Here is a 19969-nt window from a genome sequence, read left to right on the forward strand (position 1 = left end):
CACAGAATCCTCTTTCCGGCAAAACAAGCTTAAGCACTATTAGTATTCATCACCGAAAATGAGTAAAAATTCCCAACTCATTTTAATATCTCCGCAACTATTACCGCACAATCGCTGTGCGGTTATGCTACTAGAGCTGACATCAACGGGGCGATGTTGTTAATGCCCGCGTCCGGCACAAAGAAACGCTCAATAGCGCAAGCACATGCGGCAACGCTGCTTGCGGCGAAAGGGCGACAGAAGGCGTCGCCGAGCTTAGTGAATCCTGGCTTTGGTGACCGTTGGGCGCGATATAGCTCGCTAACGCATGAAGGAATAGCTACCGGTCCCCCAAAACAAAGCGGGCCGCACTCGAAAGTGCGGCCCGCTTTTCTAAGTCTTCTTCGCTTCGCGATCAGCTAGCTCAATGCGCAGCATGCAACTTAAAGTGCCCCACAAGCTGCTTAAGCGCCTGCGCCTGATCATCAAGCGATTTCGCGGCTGCCGTCGCTTCTTCAACAAGCGCGGCATTCTGCTGCGTACCGGCATCCATCTGCGTAACGGCGCGATTCACTTCCTCGATCCCGGCGCTTTGCTCCGACGAAGCAGCCGAAATCTCGCCCATGATGTCGGTCACCCGCCGAACGGCCTTGACCACCTCATCCATCGTCTGCCCCGCATCGGTAGCGAGGCTAGAGCCATTCGCCACGCGATCAAGCGACGTACTAATAAGCGTCTTGATTTCCTTAGCCGCCGCCGCGCTACGCTGCGCCAGCGAGCGCACTTCGCCCGCCACCACCGCGAAGCCGCGGCCCTGCTCGCCCGCGCGCGCCGCTTCCACCGCCGCGTTCAGCGCCAGAATATTCGTCTGGAACGCGATGCCGTCGATCACGCCGATGATGTCGCCGATGCTCTTGGCGCTGTCGTTGATTTCGCCCATCGTCGTGACGACGCGCGAAACGACGTTGCCGCAAGTCGACGCGATTTCCGACGCGTTGTTGGCCAGCGTGCTCGCCTGCTTGGCGTTATCCGCGTTCTGCTTCACGGTCGACGTGAGCTGCTCCATGCTCGTCGCCGTACGCTCGAGCGAGACAGCCTGCTGTTCCGTACGCTGCGACAGATCGAGATTGCCCATCGAGATTTCGCCGGCAGCCGAAGAAATCGCCTCGGCACTCGCCGCAATGTCGCCGACGGTAGTGGCCAGCCCAGTCTGCATCTCCGTCAGCGCGAAGAGCATGCTCGAATTGTCCTTCTTGGCGATCCGGATATGGTTCGACAAATCGCCGGACGCGATGTGGCTCGCGATCTCCTTGGCATAGGCCGGCTCGCCGCCGAGCTGGCGCGTGAGGCGCCGCACGACCCATTCGCTGACGACGAACGCCACGATGATCAGCGCGACCGTCATCGCCGCGATCATCACGAACGACGACTTGAAGATGAACGCCGATTTTTCGATCGTGGCCTTGGCCTCGGTGCCGCGGCGCTCGACGAGCTGGTCGACGAGCTTTTCGAGCTTGCCCGTCTCGACGAGCAGCGACACGTCCTGCATGCCGACCTGCCAGTTCATCTGCGACAGATCGAGCGATTGCGCCTTCACCAGCGTCACGAACGTACGCAAATGGCCGGCCCAGGCGTTCACGGCCGCGGTGAACTTCTTCTGCTCGGTAATGCCTTCGGCGTCGGAGGCTTCGGTGTATTGCTGAAGCGTCTGCAGCTCGCCGTTGATCGAAGACAGTCCCTTCTCGATGTCGTTGCCCAGTTCGTCGCGCTCCTTGGCCGTCGTCGCCGTCAGCAGCATCTTCTGCGCACGGCTCGCGCGCAGCACGTCCGCGCGCACTTCCTCGGCGGCGCGGCTGGCAACGTGGCCCTGCTCGTAAATCGACTTCGTGGATCCATTCAACCGGTCGATCTGCGTGAGCGAGAACACGCCGATCAAGAGCGTGCCGATGAGCACGATGGCAAACGCGAGACGCAGCGACGCTTTGACCGACAACGCATGCAGCTTCGACTTCGCCGCGCGTTTGTTCGACCTGCCGCCGGCCCCCGTGCCGTCCGGAACGAAACCTGCCCCGGGACGCTTGCCAAGCGAAACTGCCTTCATACGAAACCCCCTTCTTTTATGTCGCTCGCCACCGTGGGTAGGGCAGCGCAATCCTGTGAGTACCTCCTCGGGTCAACGGCATCGCAACTGCACTTCTTTAGTGCGCAACGACCTATGTAAACCCGGTGGCATGCGGCGGCTGATGGCGCGCCGTCGCGCTTTATACCCCGACAAAAAGGCAGCGAGACGAAAGCTATGTCTGATTCGCGACAAACTTTGTCCGGTTATTCCCTAAGAGACACACTACACTAAGCTTACGGTCGAACCTGACGAATCGATTTCCGCGCTGCCCCACCCGCCGCGCGTGCTGCTTTTTCCTTTCTCCAAAGTGCCCACGATGCAAACGAGTATTCAGAAAAATACCCTTGCCGGGGATCCGGCATCGGCCATACCGGGTTCAGCCCCCGCGCCGGCAGGTACCGTGTCGCGCACCGTCTATTCGGTGCTCGGCGCGATCAGCTTCTCGCATCTGCTCAACGACATGATTCAGTCGCTGATCCTCGCGATCTATCCGATGCTGAAGCAGAATTTTTCGCTGTCGTTCGCGCAGATCGGCCTGATCACGCTGACGTACCAGATCACGGCCTCGCTGCTGCAGCCGCTCGTCGGGCTTTATACCGACAAGCGTCCGCAGCCGTACTCGCTGCCCGTCGGGATGGGCTTCACGCTGACGGGGCTCATCTTGATGTCGATCGCGCCGAACTTCGGCGTGCTGCTCGTCGCCGCGGCGCTCGTGGGCTGCGGCTCGTCGGTCTTCCATCCGGAATCGTCGCGCGTCGCGCGCATGGCTTCGGGCGGGCGCTACGGGCTCGCGCAGTCGCTGTTCCAAGTGGGCGGCAATGCGGGTTCGTCGCTCGGGCCGCTGTTCGCCGCGCTCATCGTCATTCCGCACGGCCAGCGCAGCATTGCCTGGTTTTCGGTGGCCGCACTCGTCGCGATCGTCGTGCTCGCGAACATCGGCCGCTGGTATGCCCGCCACCCGGCTACGAAGAAAAAGGCCCGTACGCACGCGGTGCATCCGTCGCTGTCGAAGTCGCGCGTGATGTTCGCCATCGGCGTGCTCGTGCTGCTCGTGTTCTCGAAGTACTTCTATCTCGCGAGCCTGAACAGCTACTTCACGTTCTATCTGATCGACAAGTTCCATCTGTCGGTGCAGGCAGCGCAGATTCACCTGTTCGTGTTCCTCGCCGCCGTGGCCGCGGGCACGATCATCGGCGGCCCGATCGGCGATCGCATCGGCCGCAAGTATGTGATCTGGGTGTCGATTCTCGGCGTGGCGCCGTTCACGCTGATGCTGCCCTACGCGAATCTGTTCTGGACGGGCGTGCTGACGGTGGTCATCGGCGTCGTGCTGGCCTCGGCATTCTCGGCCATCATCGTCTACGCGCAGGAGCTGATTCCGGGCAACGTGGGGATGGTCGCGGGCCTGTTCTTCGGCTTCGCCTTCGGCCTCGGCGGCGTGGGCGCGGCCGTGCTCGGGAATTTGGCCGACGCGACGAGCATCGGCTTCGTCTACAAGGTCTGCTCGTTCTTGCCGCTGATCGGCATCCTGACGATGTTCCTGCCCAACCTCGAAAGCAAGCGCCCGGCGCGCGCTTGATCGTGGGCATCGACGGCCCCGCGTGTCGCGCGGGGTTCGTCCGCCCTCCGAAAATCTACTACTTAACGCCCGCTCCCGCAGTAGCCGCGTAAGCCCTCAAAAACCGCAGCAACACCCCCGACGAATACGCGCCGGCGATATCGGTCAAGAAGTTAGTGAACGACGCCGTCGCGTGATCGTCGGCCGTATCGGAAATCGTGCGTACGATCGCGCACGGCACGTCGTGCTCGTAGCAGACTTGCGCCATCGCCGCCCCTTCCATCTCCACCGCCATCGCCTCGGGCAATGCCTCGGACAGCGCGCGCACTTCGCTCGCACTCGAGACGAAGCGATCGCCGCTGATGATCAATCCCCGATGCACGCGCGGCGCTTTGAATCCGAAGCGCTCGCCGAGCGCCGGTCCGTCCTCCGCGACGAACCGTTCGCAAGCCGCGACAAGCCCATCGGCCAGCGGCTGATGCGTCGGAAAACTCGCGCGTTCGAGCAGCGGCACTTCGTAGCGCGGAAACAGCGGCGAGGCATCCATATCGTGCTGCATCAGCGAATCAGCCACGACGATGTCCCCGACCCGCACGCCATGGCCGACACCGCCGGCCACACCCGTGAACACCATCGCATCCACGCCGAACACGTGAATCAGCGCACTCGCGGTGGCCGCGGCGGCTACCTTGCCGACACGCGCCAAGGTGACGACGCATGGCACGCCATGGGCCGTGCCCACGTGGTAATCGCGCCGGCCGAGCGTGACCGTGCGCATTTCGCCTTCGGCACGCATCGCATCGACGAGATCGCCGAGTTCTTGCGGCAGCGCCGCCAATACGCCCAGCCGGCGCACGGCTCCGTGCTCACCACTGCCGGTCTTCTCGCTGTACATACTCATCGAATTTCGCTCGAATCAAATCAAAAGTAGACCCGGGCCACGGACCATAGGCCGCAGGTCGTAGGTGTCATTCCACCACTTGCAGCTTCGCGACGGACAACGCGAGCCACTTCTCGCCGTGCCGCTTGAACCGCACTTGCGCACGCGCATCGGCGCCGCTGCCTTCAAGCGCAGTGATCGCACCCTCGCCGAACTTCGTGTGAAAGACTTGCTGGCCGACGCGGAAGCCGGTATCGGCCGCGCGCTGCTCGTTGGCGAACGCCGGCAGCGGCGCCGCTTCGAAGTTCGCCGCCGGGCCGCCACGATCGGGCCGGGCAAACCAGTCGCGGCCCCAGCCGGCGTTGTCGGAGCGGCCGCCCCAGCGCGATCCCGCCTCGACCTTCGGCGTCAGCCATTTGAGCGTCGTCTCGGGCAACTCGTCGAAGAACCGCGAACGCACGTTGTAGCGCGTCTGTCCGTGCAGCATCCGGCTTTGCGCGAACGACAGATAGAGCCGCTCCTTGGCGCGCGTGATCGCGACATACATCAGCCGCCGCTCCTCCTCGAGCCCGTCGGCTTCCGTCGCGCTGTTCTCGTGCGGGAACAACCCCTCTTCGAGCCCCGTGATGAAGACGGCTGTGAACTCGAGCCCCTTCGCCGCATGAACCGTCATCAGTTGCACGGCCTCCTGCCCCGCCTGCGCCTGGTTCTCGCCGGCTTCGAGCGATGCGTGCGACAAGAAGCCCGCGAGCGGCGTCATCGTGTCGGGGTTTTGCGCCGGATCGGTCAGGCTGGCGGCTTCGAGCACCACCGTGTCGCCCTCGTCCGCGGAAGAACCCAGCTCGGGCGCCGCCGTCGCACCGGGATTCAGGCGAATCGAGCGCGCGGGCGTATCGAGCCCATAGCCCTCTTCGCTGACGAATGCCGTCGCGGCGTTGACGAGTTCCTGCAAGTTCTCGAGACGATCCTGCCCTTCGCGTTCGTTCTGATAGAACTCCGACAAGCCGCTGACGCGCACGACGTACTCGACCGTCTCGGGCAAGCTCATCCGCTCGGTTTCCGCGCGTATCTTCGCGATCAGATTCGCGAACGAGCCCAGGCTCGTGCCGGCCTTGCCCGTCACGTACGGAATAGCGGCCGCCATCGAGCAGCCGTACAGGCGCGCCGCGTCGGCCAACTGTTCGATCGAGCGCGCGCCGATGCCGCGCGTCGGAAAGTTCACGACGCGCGCGAAAGCCGTGTCGTCGTTCGGGTTGTCGATCAAGCGCAGGTAAGCGAGCGCGTGCTTGACTTCCTGCCGCTCGAAAAAGCGCAAGCCGCCGTAGACGCGATAAGCGATGCCCGCATTCACGAGCGTGTGCTCGATCGTGCGCGACTGGGCGTTGCTGCGATAGAGCACCGCGATCTCGCTGCGCGCGAGGCCGCCGTTGTTGATCAGCGCGCGGATTTCCTCGACGATCCAGCCGGCCTCCTGCATGTCCGTGGCCGCTTCATACACGCGCACGGGCTCGCCGTGCCCCGCGTCCGTGCGCAGGTTCTTGCCCAAGCGGCGCGAATTGTGCGCGATCAGGGCATTGGCCGTATCGAGGATGTACCCGTGCGACCGATAGTTCTGCTCGAGCTTGATCAGGTTGCGGACGTTGAACTCGCGCTCGAAGTCGAGCATGTTGCCGACGTTCGCGCCGCGGAACGCGTAGATCGATTGGTCGTCGTCGCCGACGGCGAAAATCGCATTGCTCTGCCCCGCCAGCAGCTTCAGCCACGCGTACTGCAGCTTGTTCGTGTCTTGGAACTCATCGACGAGAATCTGCCGGAAGCGGGCTTGGTAATGGGCGCGCAACGGTGCGTTATGCGCAAGCAGTTCGTAGCAGCGCAGCAGCAACTCGGGAAAATCGACGACACCCTCGCGCTGGCACTGCTGCTCGTACGCGCGGTAGAGTTCGACGAATTTCAGGTTGAAGCTGTCGCTCGCGTCGACCTGATCGGGGCGCAGCCCTTGCTCCTTCGCGTTGTTGATGAAGTACTGCAGGTTCTTCGGCGGATATTTTTCATCGTCGACATTCAGGCCCTTCATCAGGCGCTTGATCGACGAGAGCTGATCGGCCGTATCGAGAATCTGGAACGTCGCGGGCAGGCCCGCATCGCGGTGATGCGCGCGCAGCATGCGGTTGCACAGCCCGTGGAACGTGCCGATCCACATGCCGCGCGTATCGATCGGCAGCAGCGCCGAAAGCCGGCTCATCATCTCGCGTGCCGCCTTGTTCGTGAAGGTGACGGCCAGCACCGTGGGCGGCGACGCGAATCCTTGCTGAATCAGCCACGCGATACGCGTGATCAGCACGCGCGTCTTGCCGCTGCCCGCGCCCGCCAAGATCAGCGCCGGTTCGTTCGGCAGCGTGACGGCCGCGTATTGTTCGGGGTTCAGGTTGGCGAGCAGTTCTGGCATGGAGGGAGCGTTTCTTCAGCAAGCGGAAGGAGCGTGCAATGCCGCGGGCGGCAACGCGTTGCGAGCCCATCATTATAAGGCGGTGCGCCGCGTCCATCGGCCGTCCCCTTATAATTGAGGGTTTCGGACCTGCAAACCCGAGCCGGCTGAGGCTCCCCGCAGGTTCTTGACCGGATATTCATCTCACTTCAGGCATTTTTCGGCGGATTTCCAACCATGACCGACACCACGCTGGCGAAGAGTTTCGAGCCCCAGACGATCGAGGCCCAATGGGGCCCCGAATGGGAAAAACGCGGCTACGCGCAACCGGCCTTCACGCCGGATGCGGCCGGCGCCCCCCGTCCCAACTTCTCGATCCAGCTGCCGCCGCCGAACGTCACGGGCACGCTGCACATGGGGCACGCGTTCAACCAGACGATCATGGACGGCCTCACGCGCTATCACCGCATGCTCGGCGACAACACGCTGTGGCTGCCCGGCACCGATCACGCCGGCATCGCCACGCAAATCGTCGTCGAACGCCAGCTCGATCAGCAAGGCGTGTCGCGCCATGATCTCGGCCGCGAAAAATTCGTCGAGCGCGTATGGGAATGGAAGGAGAAATCGGGCTCGACGATCACGAACCAGGTGCGCCGCCTCGGCGCATCGATCGACTGGTCGCGCGAATACTTCACGATGGACGAGAAGATGTCGAAAGTCGTCAGCGAAGTGTTCGTCCGGCTCTACGAGCAAGGCCTGATCTATCGCGGCAAACGGCTCGTCAACTGGGACCCGGTCTTGATGACGGCCGTGTCCGACCTCGAAGTCGCGAGCGAGGAAGAGAACGGCCACCTCTGGCACATCCGCTATCCGCTCGCCGACGGCAGCGGCCATCTGACGGTCGCCACGACGCGTCCGGAAACGATGCTCGGCGACGTCGCCGTGATGGTCCACCCTGAAGACGAGCGCTACGCGCATCTGATCGGCAAGACGGTCAAGCTGCCGCTCTGCGACCGCGAAATCCCCGTCATCGCCGACGATTATGTTGATCGCGAATTCGGCACGGGCGTCGTCAAGGTCACGCCCGCGCACGACTTCAACGACTATCAAGTGGGCCAGCGCCACGGTCTGCCGCAGATCGAAATTCTGACGCTCGAAGCGAAGATCAACGACAACGCCCCCGCGGCCTATCGCGGCCTCGACCGCTTCGAGGCGCGCAAGCAAGTCGTCGCCGATCTCGACGCACAAGGTCTGCTCGAATCGGTCAAGGACCACAAGCTGATGGTGCCGCGCGGCGATCGCACGAACGTCGTGCTCGAGCCGCTCTTGACCGACCAATGGTTCGTCGCGATGAGCAAGCCGGCGCCGGAAGGCACGTTCAATCCGGGCAAGTCGATCGCGCAAGTCGCGCTCGACGTCGTGCGCACCGGCGAGATCGCGTTCGTCCCCGAGAACTGGACGACGACCTACAACCAGTGGCTCGAGAACATCCAGGACTGGTGTATTTCGCGGCAGCTCTGGTGGGGCCATCAAATCCCCGCCTGGTATGGCGAGAAAGGCGAGATCTTCGTCGCACGCACCGAATCCGAAGCGCGCGAGCACGCGCAGGCGCGCGGCTACACGGGTTCGCTCAAACGCGACGACGACGTGCTCGACACCTGGTTCTCGTCCGCGCTCGTACCGTTCTCCTCGCTCGGCTGGCCGAACGAGACGAAGGAATTGGCTGCATTCCTGCCCTCCTCGGTGCTCGTGACGGGCTTCGACATCATCTTCTTCTGGGTCGCGCGGATGATCATGATGACGACGCACTTCACGGGGAAGGTGCCGTTCAAGACCGTCTACGTGCACGGGCTCGTCCGCGATCACGAAGGCCAGAAGATGTCGAAGAGCAAGGGCAACACGCTCGACCCCATCGACATCGTCGACGGCATCGATTTGGAAGCGCTCGTCGCCAAGCGCACGACGGGCCTCATGAATCCGAAGCAGGCCGCGTCGATCGAGAAAAAAACTCGAAAAGAATTCCCTGAAGGCATTGCCTCGTTCGGCACCGACGCGCTGCGCTTCACGATGGCGTCGATGGCCACGCTCGGGCGCAACGTCAACTTCGACCTTGCGCGCTGCGAGGGTTATCGCAATTTCTGCAACAAGCTGTGGAATGCGACGCGCTTCGTGCTGATGAATTGCGAAGGACACGATTGCGGCTTCTCGAAGCCCGGCGCGCGCGCCCCGGGCGATTGCGGCCCCGGCGGCTACACCGATTTTTCGCAAGCGGACCGCTGGATCGTCTCGCTGCTGCAGCGTGTCGAGATCGAAGTCGAAAAGGGCTTTGCCGACTACCGCTTCGATAACGTCGCGAACGCCATCTACAAGTTCGTGTGGGACGAGTACTGCGACTGGTACCTCGAACTCGCCAAAGTGCAGATTCAAAACGGCACGCCCGAGCAGCAGCGCGCCACGCGCCGCACGCTGTTGCGTGTGCTCGAAACGGTGCTGCGGCTCGCTCACCCGATCATTCCGTTCATCACGGAAGCGCTCTGGCAGAAGGTGGCGCCCCTGACCGACGCCTATCCTGCCGGTGCGGCAAGCGGCGAAGCCTCGATCATGGTGCAACCTTACCCGCGCGCCGAAGAGAAAAAAATCGACGAAAATGCCGAGCGTTGGGCAATAAACCTGAAGGCAGCGATCGATTGTTGCAGAAACTTACGCGGCGAAATGAACCTATCGCCCGCAACGAAGGTCCCTTTGCTTGTGCACGGCGACGCAGGCCAATGGCAGACGTTCGCACTTTACGCACAAGCGCTGGCGCGTTTGTCCGAAGTGCGCATCATGGCCGATGAAGCAACGCTCGACGCGCAATCACAAGGCGCGCCGATCTCGATCGTCGGCGGCGACAAGCTCGCGCTACTGGTCGAAATCGACGTAGCGGCCGAGCGGGAGCGCCTAGGCAAGGAAATTGCTCGGCTCGATGCGGAGATCGCGAAATGCTCGGCGAAGCTCGGAAACGAGGCTTTTGTCGCAAAAGCACCGGTTGCCGTGGTAGAGCAAGAGCAGAAAAGGCTGTCACAATATCGAGACACCATTGCCAAGCTCAGCGCGCAACTCGCGCGTCTGCCGGCTTGACCGTTTGCGTCGGATTGGGCACGTGGTCCCCACCAGTACAAATAGGGTAATGCCATGCTAAAAGTCACCAAGGCCGTCTTTCCCGTTGCAGGGCTCGGCACGCGTTTTCTTCCTGCCACCAAAGCTAGCCCCAAGGAGATGCTGCCGATCGTCGATAAGCCTCTGATCCAGTACGCCGTCGAAGAAGCGATGGCTGCCGGCATCACCGAGATGATCTTCGTGACGGGCCGCAGCAAGCGTGCGATCGAGGATCACTTCGACAAGTCGTACGAAATCGAATCCGAGCTCGAGGCGCGCGGCAAGGAAAAGCTGCTCGAACTCGTGCGCAGCATCAAGCCGAGCCACGTCGATTGCTTCTACGTGCGCCAGGCCGAAGCGCTCGGGCTGGGTCACGCGGTGCTCTGCGCCGAGAAGCTCGTGGGCGACAACCCGTTCGCCGTCATCCTCGCGGACGACTTGCTCTACGCAGAGCCGCCGGTCATGAAGCAGATGATCGACGTCTTCGATCACTATCACAGCTCGGTGATCGGAGTGGAAGAGATTCCGCCGCAAGACACGCGCTCGTACGGCATCGTCGACGGCAAGGAATGGGAAGACGCCATCATCAAGATGTCGGGCATCGTCGAAAAGCCGGCGCCCGAAGTCGCGCCGTCCAATCTCGGCGTCGTCGGCCGCTATGTGCTCAAGCCGCGCATCTTCGATCATCTGCGCGCACTGAAGCCGGGCACCGGCGGCGAGATTCAACTCACCGACGGCATTCAGTCGCTGCTCGGCGACGAGCAAGTGCTCGCCTACAAGTACCACGGCACGCGCTTCGATTGCGGCAGCAAGCTCGGCTACCTGAAGGCGACCGTCGAGTTCGCGCTGCGCCACCCGGAAGTGTCCGAGCAGTTCGATCACTATCTGCGTACGCGGGCGCAGGTGATGGATAGCTGAGCGTCGCTGACCGGCCAAACAATAAGGGCTACCGGCGTCATACCGGTAGCCCTTATCTTTTGTGCGGGCCGTACTGGCCGATTCGGCGTTTCAGCGGCGACGCATCAGAAAAACGAACGTCTTGTCTTGCGTCGAGCTTTCGACGATCTCATTGCCCGTTTGCTTGGCAAATGCCGCGAAGTCCCGCTGCGAGCCCGGGTCCGTCGCCAGCACTTTCAAAATCTGGCCGCTCTGCATATCCGCCAACGCTTTCTTTGCTCGCAAAATCGGCAGCGGACAATTCAGCCCGCGTGCATCGACTTCCTTATGAATTTCCATCGACAATCGGCCTTCCGGTGACGCGTCCGGCTGGCGTTGCGGCGAAGCGCGTTCGACCGCGCCGCGCCTAGCCTAGCCTAATGACGCAAAAAAACAAATTTTACCCCAGGGGCATCGTCACCGTGAGAGCGCCCCTAGAGTACGACGGGCAGCCCGCTGGCACAGGCCTCGCGCAGCGCCTTGCCGATCCGCGTCGCTTCGAGCGCATCGGCGAGCGTGGCCCCAGCCGCGCCGTCCGGCGCTCTTCCCGCCATCCGCGCCGCCACCGCCTGCACGAACGCCTGTGCCTCATGCAGGAACGCATCCTCGAACCGGTCGAAGAACGTCGGCGTGCTTTCGCTGCGCACGCCGCCCGCTTCGTAAATCTCGACGCGGCTCTTGCGCGGATTGTGGCCGATGGCAAGGGCGCCGCCCGTGCCGATCACCTCGCTTTGCGTATCGTTGCCGTGCGCCATCGTGCGCGAGGCATAGAACACCGCCAGCCTCCCGCCTTCGAACTCGACGACGCCCACGCCGTTGTCGACGTCGCCGAACTCGCGCAGCCCTTCATGCAGTGCGATCGTGCCCGTCGCGAACGCCCGCGTCGCACGCGCACCGCCGAAGAACCAGCGCGCGACGTCGATATCGTGCACGGTGCAATCGAGAAAGATGCCGCCCGATGTCGGCGCAAAGCGCACGAAGAAGCCATCGGGATCGTTCTGGTCGGTCGTCTGCGAGCGCACCATGAACGGGCGGCCGATCGTGCCGGCCGCCGCCTTCTCGTAGGCATCGCGGTAGCTCGGATCGAAGCGGCGCATGAAGCCGATCGTCGCCTCCAGATGCGGATATTCGCGCGCCACGCCGAGCACGCGCTCGCATTCGGCTACATCGAGCGACAGCGGCTTCTCGCAGAAAACATGCTTGCCCGCCCGCAGCGCCGCCACGATTTGCTCGGCATGTAGCGAGGAAGGCGTAACGAGCCACACCGCGTCGAGCTCGCGGTCGGCGAGCAATGCTTCGTAGTCCGAATAAAGCCGCGGCTCGGGCAGCGTGTCGCGCGCCCATTCGCGTTCTTCGTCGACGGGGCTGCATGCCGCCGCCAACACCGCGCCCGGCACGCGGTACGCCAAGTTCGTCGCGTGCCGCTTGCCTAGGCGGCCCAATCCCGCGATGCCGATCCTGACCGGCCCGCGCTTTGCCATCGTCGTCACTGTCTCGCTCCTTACCTACTCGCCGATGTTGATGACGCGCCCTTCGCGCCACGAGCGCGTCGCCGCTTCCGCAAGCTCCAGCGCCTTCACGCCGTCGGCAATCGTCGTGCGCACCCGTGCGCCTTGCGTCACGGCATCGAAGAAATGCGCGATCTCGTTCGCATAGGCGGCGCGATAGCGTTCGAGGAAAAACGCTTCGGGCACGTCGCTCGACACCGCATTCGCCGTGTAGGCGACGACTTCGGTCGGCCGCACGTTGCCCGCTTGCAGCATGCCGCCGCTGCCGAGCACTTCGAAACGCTGGTCGTAGCCGTAGGCGGCGCGGCGCGTCGTGTTGATCTGGCACAGGCGGCCGCGCTTCGTCCGGATCGTCACGGCCGTCGAGTCCACATCGCCCGCATCGAAAATCGCCGGATCGGTCAAACAACTTCCGTTCGCATGCACCGTCAGCGCCTCGTCGTCGAGGATCCAGCGGAAGATGTCGAAGTCGTGAATCAACATGTCCTTGAAGATGCCGCCCGAGCGCCGGATGTATTCGACGGGCGGTGCGCCGGGATCGCGGCTCGTCACGACGAGCATCTCCGGCGTGCCGATCTCGCCTGCTTCGATGCGGGCTTTGACGGCGGCGAACGTCGGATCGAAGCGGCGCTGAAAGCCGATCATGCAGACAACACCGGCTTGTTCGACGGCGCGTGCGCATGCCCGCGCGCGCTCCAGTTCGAGATCGACGGGCTTTTCGCAGAAGATGTGCTTGCCGGCGGCAGCGGAACGTTCGATGAGATCGGCATGCGTGTCGGTGCTCGAGCAGATCACGCTCGCACCGACCGATGCGTCGGCAAGCGCCGCTTCGGCCTCGACCACCGTCGCGCCGTATTGCGCCGCCAGCTCGGCCGCCGCGGCGCGGTTGACGTCGATCACGTACTTGATCTTCGCGCCGGGATGGCGAGCGAGGTTCCCCGCGTGGATGCGGCCGATGCGGCCCGCACCGAATACCGCCACATCGATCGAACCGCTGCCGCTTTTGCTGCTAAAAGTCATCGTATCCTCCAGTGTCTTTCGCTTCTTCAACGTTCAACTCGAGCCGGTACGCAAGCGCCACGAACAGCGCCTGGCACAGGCAAATCGTGCTGGTCAGCGCGCGAAACGCGAACGCGCTGCCCTCTTTGACGTACAACTGCGCGCTCGCATAGCGCGCGAGCGGCGACAGAAGGCTGTCGGTGATGACGAGCGTCTGCGCCTGGTGATGGTGAGCGATGCGCAGGCAGTACTGGGTCTCGCGCCCGTACGGCTCGAAGCTGATGGCGATCACGACGTCGCCCTTCTTCACGCTGCGGATCTGCTCGCGGAACATGCCGCCGAAGCCCGAGATCAGGTGAACACGCTTGGCCGTGTGCTGCAGCGCGTAGACGATGTAGCTCGCGACCGCGAACGAGCGCCGCACGCCGATGACGTAGATGTTCTCCGCATGCTGGAGCATCGAGACGGCGGCTTCGAATTGCTCGTCGTCGAGCGTCGCCTCCAGCTCGTCGAGGCCGTTGCGGCAGGCGGCGACGAACTCGCGCGCGACGTTGCCGCCCGACAGGCGCCCCGGCTTGTCGTCGATGAGCTTGCGAATGCGCTGCTTGTAGGTCTGCCCCGACGGGTTCTGGCCCGCGTAGGCCTGCTTGAAGACCTCCTGCAGATCCGAGAACCCCGAGAACCCGAAGCGCTGCGCGAACCGCACGACGGCCGACGGATGCACGCCGCAACTGGCGGCAATGTCGCTCGTGCGGTCCACCATCACGCTCGAACGGTGCTGCTCGAGATACGAAGCCACGCTCTTCAATTGCCGCGGCAGCGAGTCGTACGCGTCGGCGACGCGCTGCATGAGCTCGTCGACGTTCGGTAGCTCGTCGGTGGTGTCTTCCTGCATGACTCTTGTCCTTTTATGGAACGGTGACCGGCGTCTAAAGCCCCGTAAGACCTCGCCTCCCCGGCCGCTCGGCCGGCGAGGAACGCACGCGTCCCGACGATGCGAATTATAGGCACGCTCGAAGCAAAATGGAATTAATTTTCCATTTTTCTTCTCAATGAAATTTTCTTTGCAATCGCGATCGACTTCGCCTACTCTGTTTCGTGAGTGGCGCATGCCGGTCCGAGCGTCGCTCCCAACGACACAGACATAACTTCGAATAGGTGGAGACAAATGAGACTTTGCACCCGCAAGGCCGCCCTGAAGACGTTCGCCGCGACGCTCACTTCCGCGCTCGCCCTCGCGTTCGGTCCGTTCGCGGTTCAGTCGGCGCACGCGGCCGACGCCCATTTCGTGCTGATCAGCCACGCGCCCGATTCCGACTCCTGGTGGAACACGATCAAGAATGCAATCAAGCAGGCGGACGAGGACTTCAACGTCCAGACCGACTACCGCAATCCGCCGAACGGCGATTTGTCGGACATGGCGCGCCTGATCGAACAGGCGGCGGCGCACAACTATGACGGCGTCGCCACGACGATCGCCGATTTCGACGTGCTCAAGAGCTCGATCCAGAAAGTCACCGACAAGAAGATCCCGCTCGTGACGATCAACTCGGGCACGCAGGAGCAGAGCAAGCAGCTCGGCGCGATCATGCACATCGGCCAGCCCGAGTACGTCGCGGGCCATGCCGCCGGCGAAAAGGCCAAGGCGGCGGGCGTCAAGTCGTTCCTGTGCGTGAACCACTATGCGACGAATCCGGCTTCGTTCGAGCGCTGCCGCGGCTTTGCCGAAGCGCTGGGCGTCGACTTCAAGTCGTCCACGCTCGATGCCGGCCAGGATCCGAACGGCGTGAAGGCGAAGGTCGAAGCCTATCTGCGCAACCATCCGGATACCGGCGGCGTGCTCGCGCTCGGGCCGCTCTCCGCCGATCCGACGATCAAGGCGCTGAAGGACATGGGCAAGGCCGGCAAGATCTGGTTCGCGACGTTCGACTTCGACAGCGACATCGCGGCGGCCATCAAAGACGGCACGATGAAATTCGCGATCGATCAGCAGCCCTATCTGCAAGGCTATCTGGCGGTCGCCGTGCTCGCGATCGTGAAGCAGGATCACACGACCGATCCCCTGAAGATCGAAAAGGCACTGCAAAGCAATCCGAAGTTCCAGGCTCGCCTCAAAACCTACGGGCTCCAACCTGTCTATCAGCCGGACACGATCCTTTCCGGCCCGGGCTTCATCACGAAAGCCAACGTCGACAAAGTCGTGAAGTACGCGGGGCAGTACCGCTGATGACCGTGCGGGCGCCCATCGCCCGCACCCTGAACAGCGGCTTTTGCAATCCAGCTATCCAGCATGACAGCGCGGTTCGAACCGTCTTTCCCTCACGGTTCGGACCGCGCCCCAAGGAGACATTCGATGGGCGTCGCCGATCACCTGCATCCCAATTTGCGTAAGCACGAGCAGTCGAATTCGCCCGAAGCGGCAACCTCGGCCGATGAGCGCGTGCGCCGCGAATCGCGGCTCAAACAGTTTCTTTCCCGCCCCGAGTTTGCCTCGCTCGCGGGCACCATCATGGTGTTCCTCGTCTTCGCGATCAGTGCCGGCAACTCCGGCATGTTCAATCTCGACGGCATCATGAACTGGTCGCAAGTCGCGGCCTATCTCGGTCTGATCTCCGTCGGCGCCTGCCTGCTGATGATCGCCGGCGAATTCGATCTGTCGATCGGTTCGATGATCGGCTTCGCGGGCATGATGGTCGCACTGCCGACGATGTATTTCCACTGGCCCATCGAACTGGCGATCGTCTTCGCGTTCGTGGGCTCGATGCTGCTCGGCGCGCTCAACGGCTACCTCGTCATGCGCACGCGGCTACCCTCGTTCATCGTCACGCTCGCGTTCATGTTCATCCTGCGCGGCTTGTCGCTGGCCCTTTCGGTCATGTTCGCCGACCGCACGATCATCTCGGGCGTGGGCGACGTCGCGGCCAAAAGCGCATTGGCCCACGCCCTGTTTCAAGGCGTGGCGTTTCATGATCTGTTCCGCTGGCTCGGCCACATGGGCCTCATCAAGCTGCTCGACTCCGGCGAGCCGCTCGTGCCGGGCGTGCCGAAAGTCATCGTCTGGTGGATCGCGCTGGCCGCCGTGTGCGCATTCACGCTCGCCAAGACGCGCTTCGGCAACTGGATCTTCGCGGTCGGCGGCGATGCGAACGCCGCGAAGAACGTCGGCGTGCCCGTGCGGCGCGTGAAGATCCGCCTGTTCGTGCTCACCGCGTTCTGCTCGTGCCTGTTCGCCGTGCTGCAGGTGTGCGACATCGGCTCGGCCGCCGCCGACCGCGGTCTGCAAAAGGAATTCGAGGCGATCATCGCGGCCGTCATCGGCGGCACGCTGCTCACGGGCGGCTACGGCTCCGTGGTCGGCGCCTGCTTCGGCTCGCTGATCTTCGGCGTCGTGCAGATCGGCATCACGTACACGAGCATCGATTCCGACTGGTTCCGCGTGTTCCTCGGCCTGATGCTGCTGTTCGCCGTGCTCTTCAACCACTACGTGCGCAGCCGTGTCGCGCAGTCGCGCTGATCGACGGAGAAAACGATGACTTCCGCCACCACTACCTCTACCCAAGATCAAAGCGCCGACTGCATCCTGGCTCTGGAGAGCGTCAGCCGCTTTTTCGGCAGCGTGATCGCACTCAAGGACGTCACGCTGCGGCTGCGGCGCGGCGAAGTGCACTGCCTGCTCGGCGACAACGGCGCCGGCAAATCGACGCTGATCAAGACGCTCGCCGGCGTGCATCAGCCGAGCGAAGGCCAGTACCTCGTCGACGGCAAACCCGTGCAGTTCAATTCGCCGAAGGATGCGCTCGACCTCGGCATCGCCACGGTCTACCAGGACCTCGCGCTGGTGCCGCTGCTTTCCGTCGCGCGCAATTTCTTCATGGGCCGGGAACCGAACAAGAAGCTGTTCGGGCTCATCAACGTCATGGACATCGAGACGGCCGCGACGACGGCGCGCGAGAAGCTCGCCGAAATGGGCATCTTCGTGCGCGATCCGCACCAGCCGATCGGCACGATGTCGGGCGGCGAACGCCAATGCCTGGCGATCGCGCGCGCGATCCATTTCGGCGCGCGCGTGCTGATCCTCGACGAACCGACGGCCGCGCTCGGCGTCAAGCAAAGCTTCAACGTACTCAAGCTGATTCACAAGGCGCGCGAACGCGGCATCTCCGTCATCTTCATCACCCACAACGTGCATCACGCCTACCCGATCGGCGATTCGTTCACGCTGCTCAACCGGGGCCGCTCGATGGGCACGTTCACGAAAGACACCATCAGCAAGGAAGCCGTGCTCGACATGATGGCCGGCGGCGCTGAGATGCAGAAGATGATTGCCGAGCTCGACGGCGCAACGATCTAACGCGACACGACACACGACGCTCACGCTGGGCTCAGCTCACTGAAGGACTTCTTTAATGGCCGCCTCTCCTACCTCGAACATGACTGCCAGCCGCTTCGCTCCCGGCCGCACGCGCGACATCATTTGCCTCGGCCGGCTCGCCGCCGATCTCTACGCGCAGCAAATCGGCGCCCGCTTGGAGGACGTCACGAGCTTCGCCAAGTATCTCGGCGGCTCGTCGGCCAATATCGCGTTCGGCTGCGCGCGGCTCGGGCTCGCCTCGGCCATGCTCTCGCGCGTCGGCAACGATCACATGGGCCGCTTTCTGACCGAAACGCTCGAGCGCGAAGGCTGCGACATCAGTCATGCGCGCACCGACGCCGAACGTCTCACGGCGCTCGTGCTGCTCGGCATCAAGGATCGCGATACGTTTCCGCTGATCTTCCATCGGGAGAACTGTGCGGACATGGCGATCGACGAAAGCGACTTCGACGAAGCATTCGTCGCGTCGAGCAAGGCGCTGCTCATTACCGGCACGCACTTCTCGACCGAACGCGTGAACCGCGCGAGCCGGCGCGCGCTCGAGTACGCACGCCGCAATCAGGTGCGCACCGTGCTCGACATCGACTATCGGCCCGTCTTGTGGGGGCTCACGGGGAAGGCGGACGGAGAGACCCGCTTCATCGCGAACGAAAGCGTCACCGCGCATATCCAGCGCATCTTGCCGCTGTTCGATCTCGTCATCGGCACGGAGGAGGAATTCCGCATCGCCGGGGGCAAGCATGAACTCGTCGACGCCCTAGCCATGGTGCGGGCCGTCACGCCGGCCACGCTCGTCGTCAAGCGCGGCCCGCTCGGCTGCACGATCATCGAGGGCAAGGTGCCGGCCTCGATCGACGACGCCCCCACCGAGCACGGCATGCAGGTGGATGTGTTGAATGTGCTCGGCGCCGGCGATGCGTTCGCTTCGGGCTTTCTCTCCGAGTGGCTGCGCGATGCGCCGCTCGAGCGCTGCGCGCAGACGGCCAATCTGTGCGGCGCGCTCGTCGTGTCGCGCCACGGCTGCGCACCGGCCATGCCGACGCCGGCCGAACTCGGCTATGTGCGCGAAGCGCTGGCCCGCGATCCGGCCAGCATGCGCCGCCCCGATCTCGATACTAAACTGGCACGGCTGCATCGCGTGAGCGTCAAGCGCACGGCCCACGACGAAGTGCTCGGGTTCGCGTTCGACCATCGCAATCAATTCTTCGAATTGATCCAGCAAACCGGAGCGAGCGAGACGCGCATCGAACAATTGAAGCGGCTGTTCGTCGACGCCGTCGCGCAAACGGAGCAAGCGCTGTCGCTGCAAGGGCGCATCGGCGTGCTCATCGACGATCGCTACGGCCAAGACGCGCTCAATGCCGCGACGGGCCGCGGCTGGTGGATCGGGCGGCCCGTCGAGCTGCCGGGTTCGCTGCCGCTCGTGTTCCAGCATGGCCGCTCGGTCGGCACGGCGCTCGTCGCCTGGCCGCGCGAGCACGTCGTCAAATGCCTCGTGCAGTATCACCCCGATGCGCCCATCGAAGAACGCGTGGAGCAGGAAGCGCAACTGCGCGCGCTCTACGATGCCGTGCAGGCGAGCGGACACGAACTGCTGCTCGAAGTGATCCCGCCCAAGCGCGATACGCTGCCCTCCGCGCCCGATACGGTGTTTCGCGCGCTCAAGCGGCTCTACAACCTCGGCATTCAGCCCGAGTGGTGGAAGCTCGCGCCGCTCGCGGCCGAGCAGTGGCAAGCGATCGATGCGCTCATCGCAGAGCGCGATCCGTACTGCCGCGGCGTCGTGCTGCTGGGCCTGTCGGCCGGCGTGGACGTGCTCACCGAAGGTTTCCGCGCAGCCGCTGCGTCACACACGTGCAAAGGCTTCACGGTCGGCCGCACGATTTTCCACGAGCCGAGCCGCGCTTGGCTGGCCGGCGAGATCGACGACGACACGCTGATTGCGAGTGTCAGGGCGACGTTCGAAACCTTGATCCACGCGTGGCGCGAGGCACGTGGCGAGGCAGGTAACGCTACGTCGAGCCATGCTGCGCGGCGGGAGGCGGCGTAATG

At 63.5% G+C, this 19969-nt stretch carries 14 protein-coding genes; 7 read left to right on the forward strand and 7 right to left on the reverse strand.

The genetic code is table 11. From position 1 onward, the window contains the following. Positions 1–403: 403 nt before the first annotated feature. A complete protein-coding gene (locus tag DWV00_RS19740) occupies positions 404–2080 on the reverse strand; it encodes a methyl-accepting chemotaxis protein (RefSeq protein ID WP_115535303.1) in 1677 nt (558 codons plus the stop codon). A 337-nt stretch (positions 2081–2417) separates the two neighbouring features. Between DWV00_RS19740 and DWV00_RS19745 the strand changes: the two genes are divergently transcribed. Next, entirely contained in the window at positions 2418–3680 is a 1263-nt protein-coding gene (locus DWV00_RS19745) for an MFS transporter (RefSeq protein WP_115535553.1), read from the forward strand. 58 nt (positions 3681–3738) lie between these two features. On the opposite strand, the gene DWV00_RS19750 is transcribed toward DWV00_RS19745, so the two are convergent. Beyond that, on the reverse strand, positions 3739–4560 hold the full coding sequence (locus DWV00_RS19750) for a 5'-methylthioadenosine/adenosylhomocysteine nucleosidase (protein ID WP_115535304.1): 822 nt from the start codon (positions 4558–4560) through the stop codon (positions 3739–3741). A gap of 67 nt (positions 4561–4627) precedes the next feature. Beyond that, on the reverse strand, positions 4628–6985 hold the full coding sequence (locus DWV00_RS19755; protein WP_115535305.1) for a UvrD-helicase domain-containing protein: 2358 nt from the start codon (positions 6983–6985) through the stop codon (positions 4628–4630). A 216-nt stretch (positions 6986–7201) separates the two neighbouring features. Here DWV00_RS19755 and DWV00_RS19760 point away from each other — a divergent pair, with 216 nt between their 5' ends. Beyond that, on the forward strand, positions 7202–10084 hold the full coding sequence (locus DWV00_RS19760; protein WP_115535306.1) for a valine--tRNA ligase: 2883 nt from the start codon (positions 7202–7204) through the stop codon (positions 10082–10084). A 54-nt stretch (positions 10085–10138) separates the two neighbouring features. Further along, positions 10139–11020, forward strand: a complete 882-nt coding sequence (galU, locus tag DWV00_RS19765; RefSeq protein WP_115535307.1) for a UTP--glucose-1-phosphate uridylyltransferase GalU — start codon at positions 10139–10141, stop codon at positions 11018–11020. A 90-nt stretch (positions 11021–11110) separates the two neighbouring features. On the opposite strand, the gene DWV00_RS19770 is transcribed toward galU, so the two are convergent. The 4 genes from DWV00_RS19770 to DWV00_RS19785 form a co-directional block, all read right to left on the reverse strand. Then, positions 11111–11338, reverse strand: a complete 228-nt coding sequence (locus tag DWV00_RS19770) for a sulfurtransferase TusA family protein (RefSeq protein ID WP_115535308.1) — start codon at positions 11336–11338, stop codon at positions 11111–11113. 134 nt (positions 11339–11472) lie between these two features. Further along, positions 11473–12519 (reverse strand): Gfo/Idh/MocA family oxidoreductase, encoded by a 1047-nt coding sequence (locus tag DWV00_RS19775; protein WP_115535309.1) that lies wholly within the window; start codon positions 12517–12519, stop codon positions 11473–11475. A gap of 24 nt (positions 12520–12543) precedes the next feature. Next, on the reverse strand, positions 12544–13566 hold the full coding sequence (iolG, locus tag DWV00_RS19780; protein ID WP_115535310.1) for an inositol 2-dehydrogenase: 1023 nt from the start codon (positions 13564–13566) through the stop codon (positions 12544–12546). Further along, entirely contained in the window at positions 13556–14440 is an 885-nt protein-coding gene (locus DWV00_RS19785) for a MurR/RpiR family transcriptional regulator (RefSeq protein WP_115535311.1), read from the reverse strand. The genes iolG and DWV00_RS19785 overlap by 11 nt, the downstream gene beginning before the upstream one ends. A gap of 273 nt (positions 14441–14713) precedes the next feature. On the opposite strand from DWV00_RS19785, the gene DWV00_RS19790 reads away from it, so the two are divergent. The 4 genes from DWV00_RS19790 (at position 14714) to DWV00_RS19805 (ending at position 19967) form a co-directional block, all read left to right on the forward strand. Continuing rightward, on the forward strand, positions 14714–15772 hold the full coding sequence (locus DWV00_RS19790; protein ID WP_115535312.1) for a sugar ABC transporter substrate-binding protein: 1059 nt from the start codon (positions 14714–14716) through the stop codon (positions 15770–15772). Positions 15773–15898: 126 nt separating this feature from the next. Next, complete coding sequence (locus DWV00_RS19795) at positions 15899–17059, forward strand: ABC transporter permease (protein ID WP_115535313.1); 1161 nt, start codon at positions 15899–15901, stop codon at positions 17057–17059. Between the two features lie 15 nt (positions 17060–17074). Then, positions 17075–17896 carry an ATP-binding cassette domain-containing protein gene (locus DWV00_RS19800; RefSeq protein ID WP_115535314.1) on the forward strand — a complete coding sequence of 274 codons (822 nt, stop codon included), beginning with the start codon at positions 17075–17077 and terminating at the stop codon, positions 17894–17896. 55 nt (positions 17897–17951) lie between these two features. Continuing rightward, positions 17952–19967, forward strand: coding sequence for a bifunctional 5-dehydro-2-deoxygluconokinase/5-dehydro-2-deoxyphosphogluconate aldolase (locus DWV00_RS19805; RefSeq protein WP_115535315.1), 2016 nt, complete (start codon positions 17952–17954; stop codon positions 19965–19967). Positions 19968–19969 lie beyond the last annotated feature (2 nt).

Origin of the sequence: Trinickia dinghuensis (assembly GCF_003367175.1) — a bacterium.
GTDB classification, from domain to species: Bacteria; Pseudomonadota; Gammaproteobacteria; order Burkholderiales; family Burkholderiaceae; genus Trinickia; species Trinickia dinghuensis.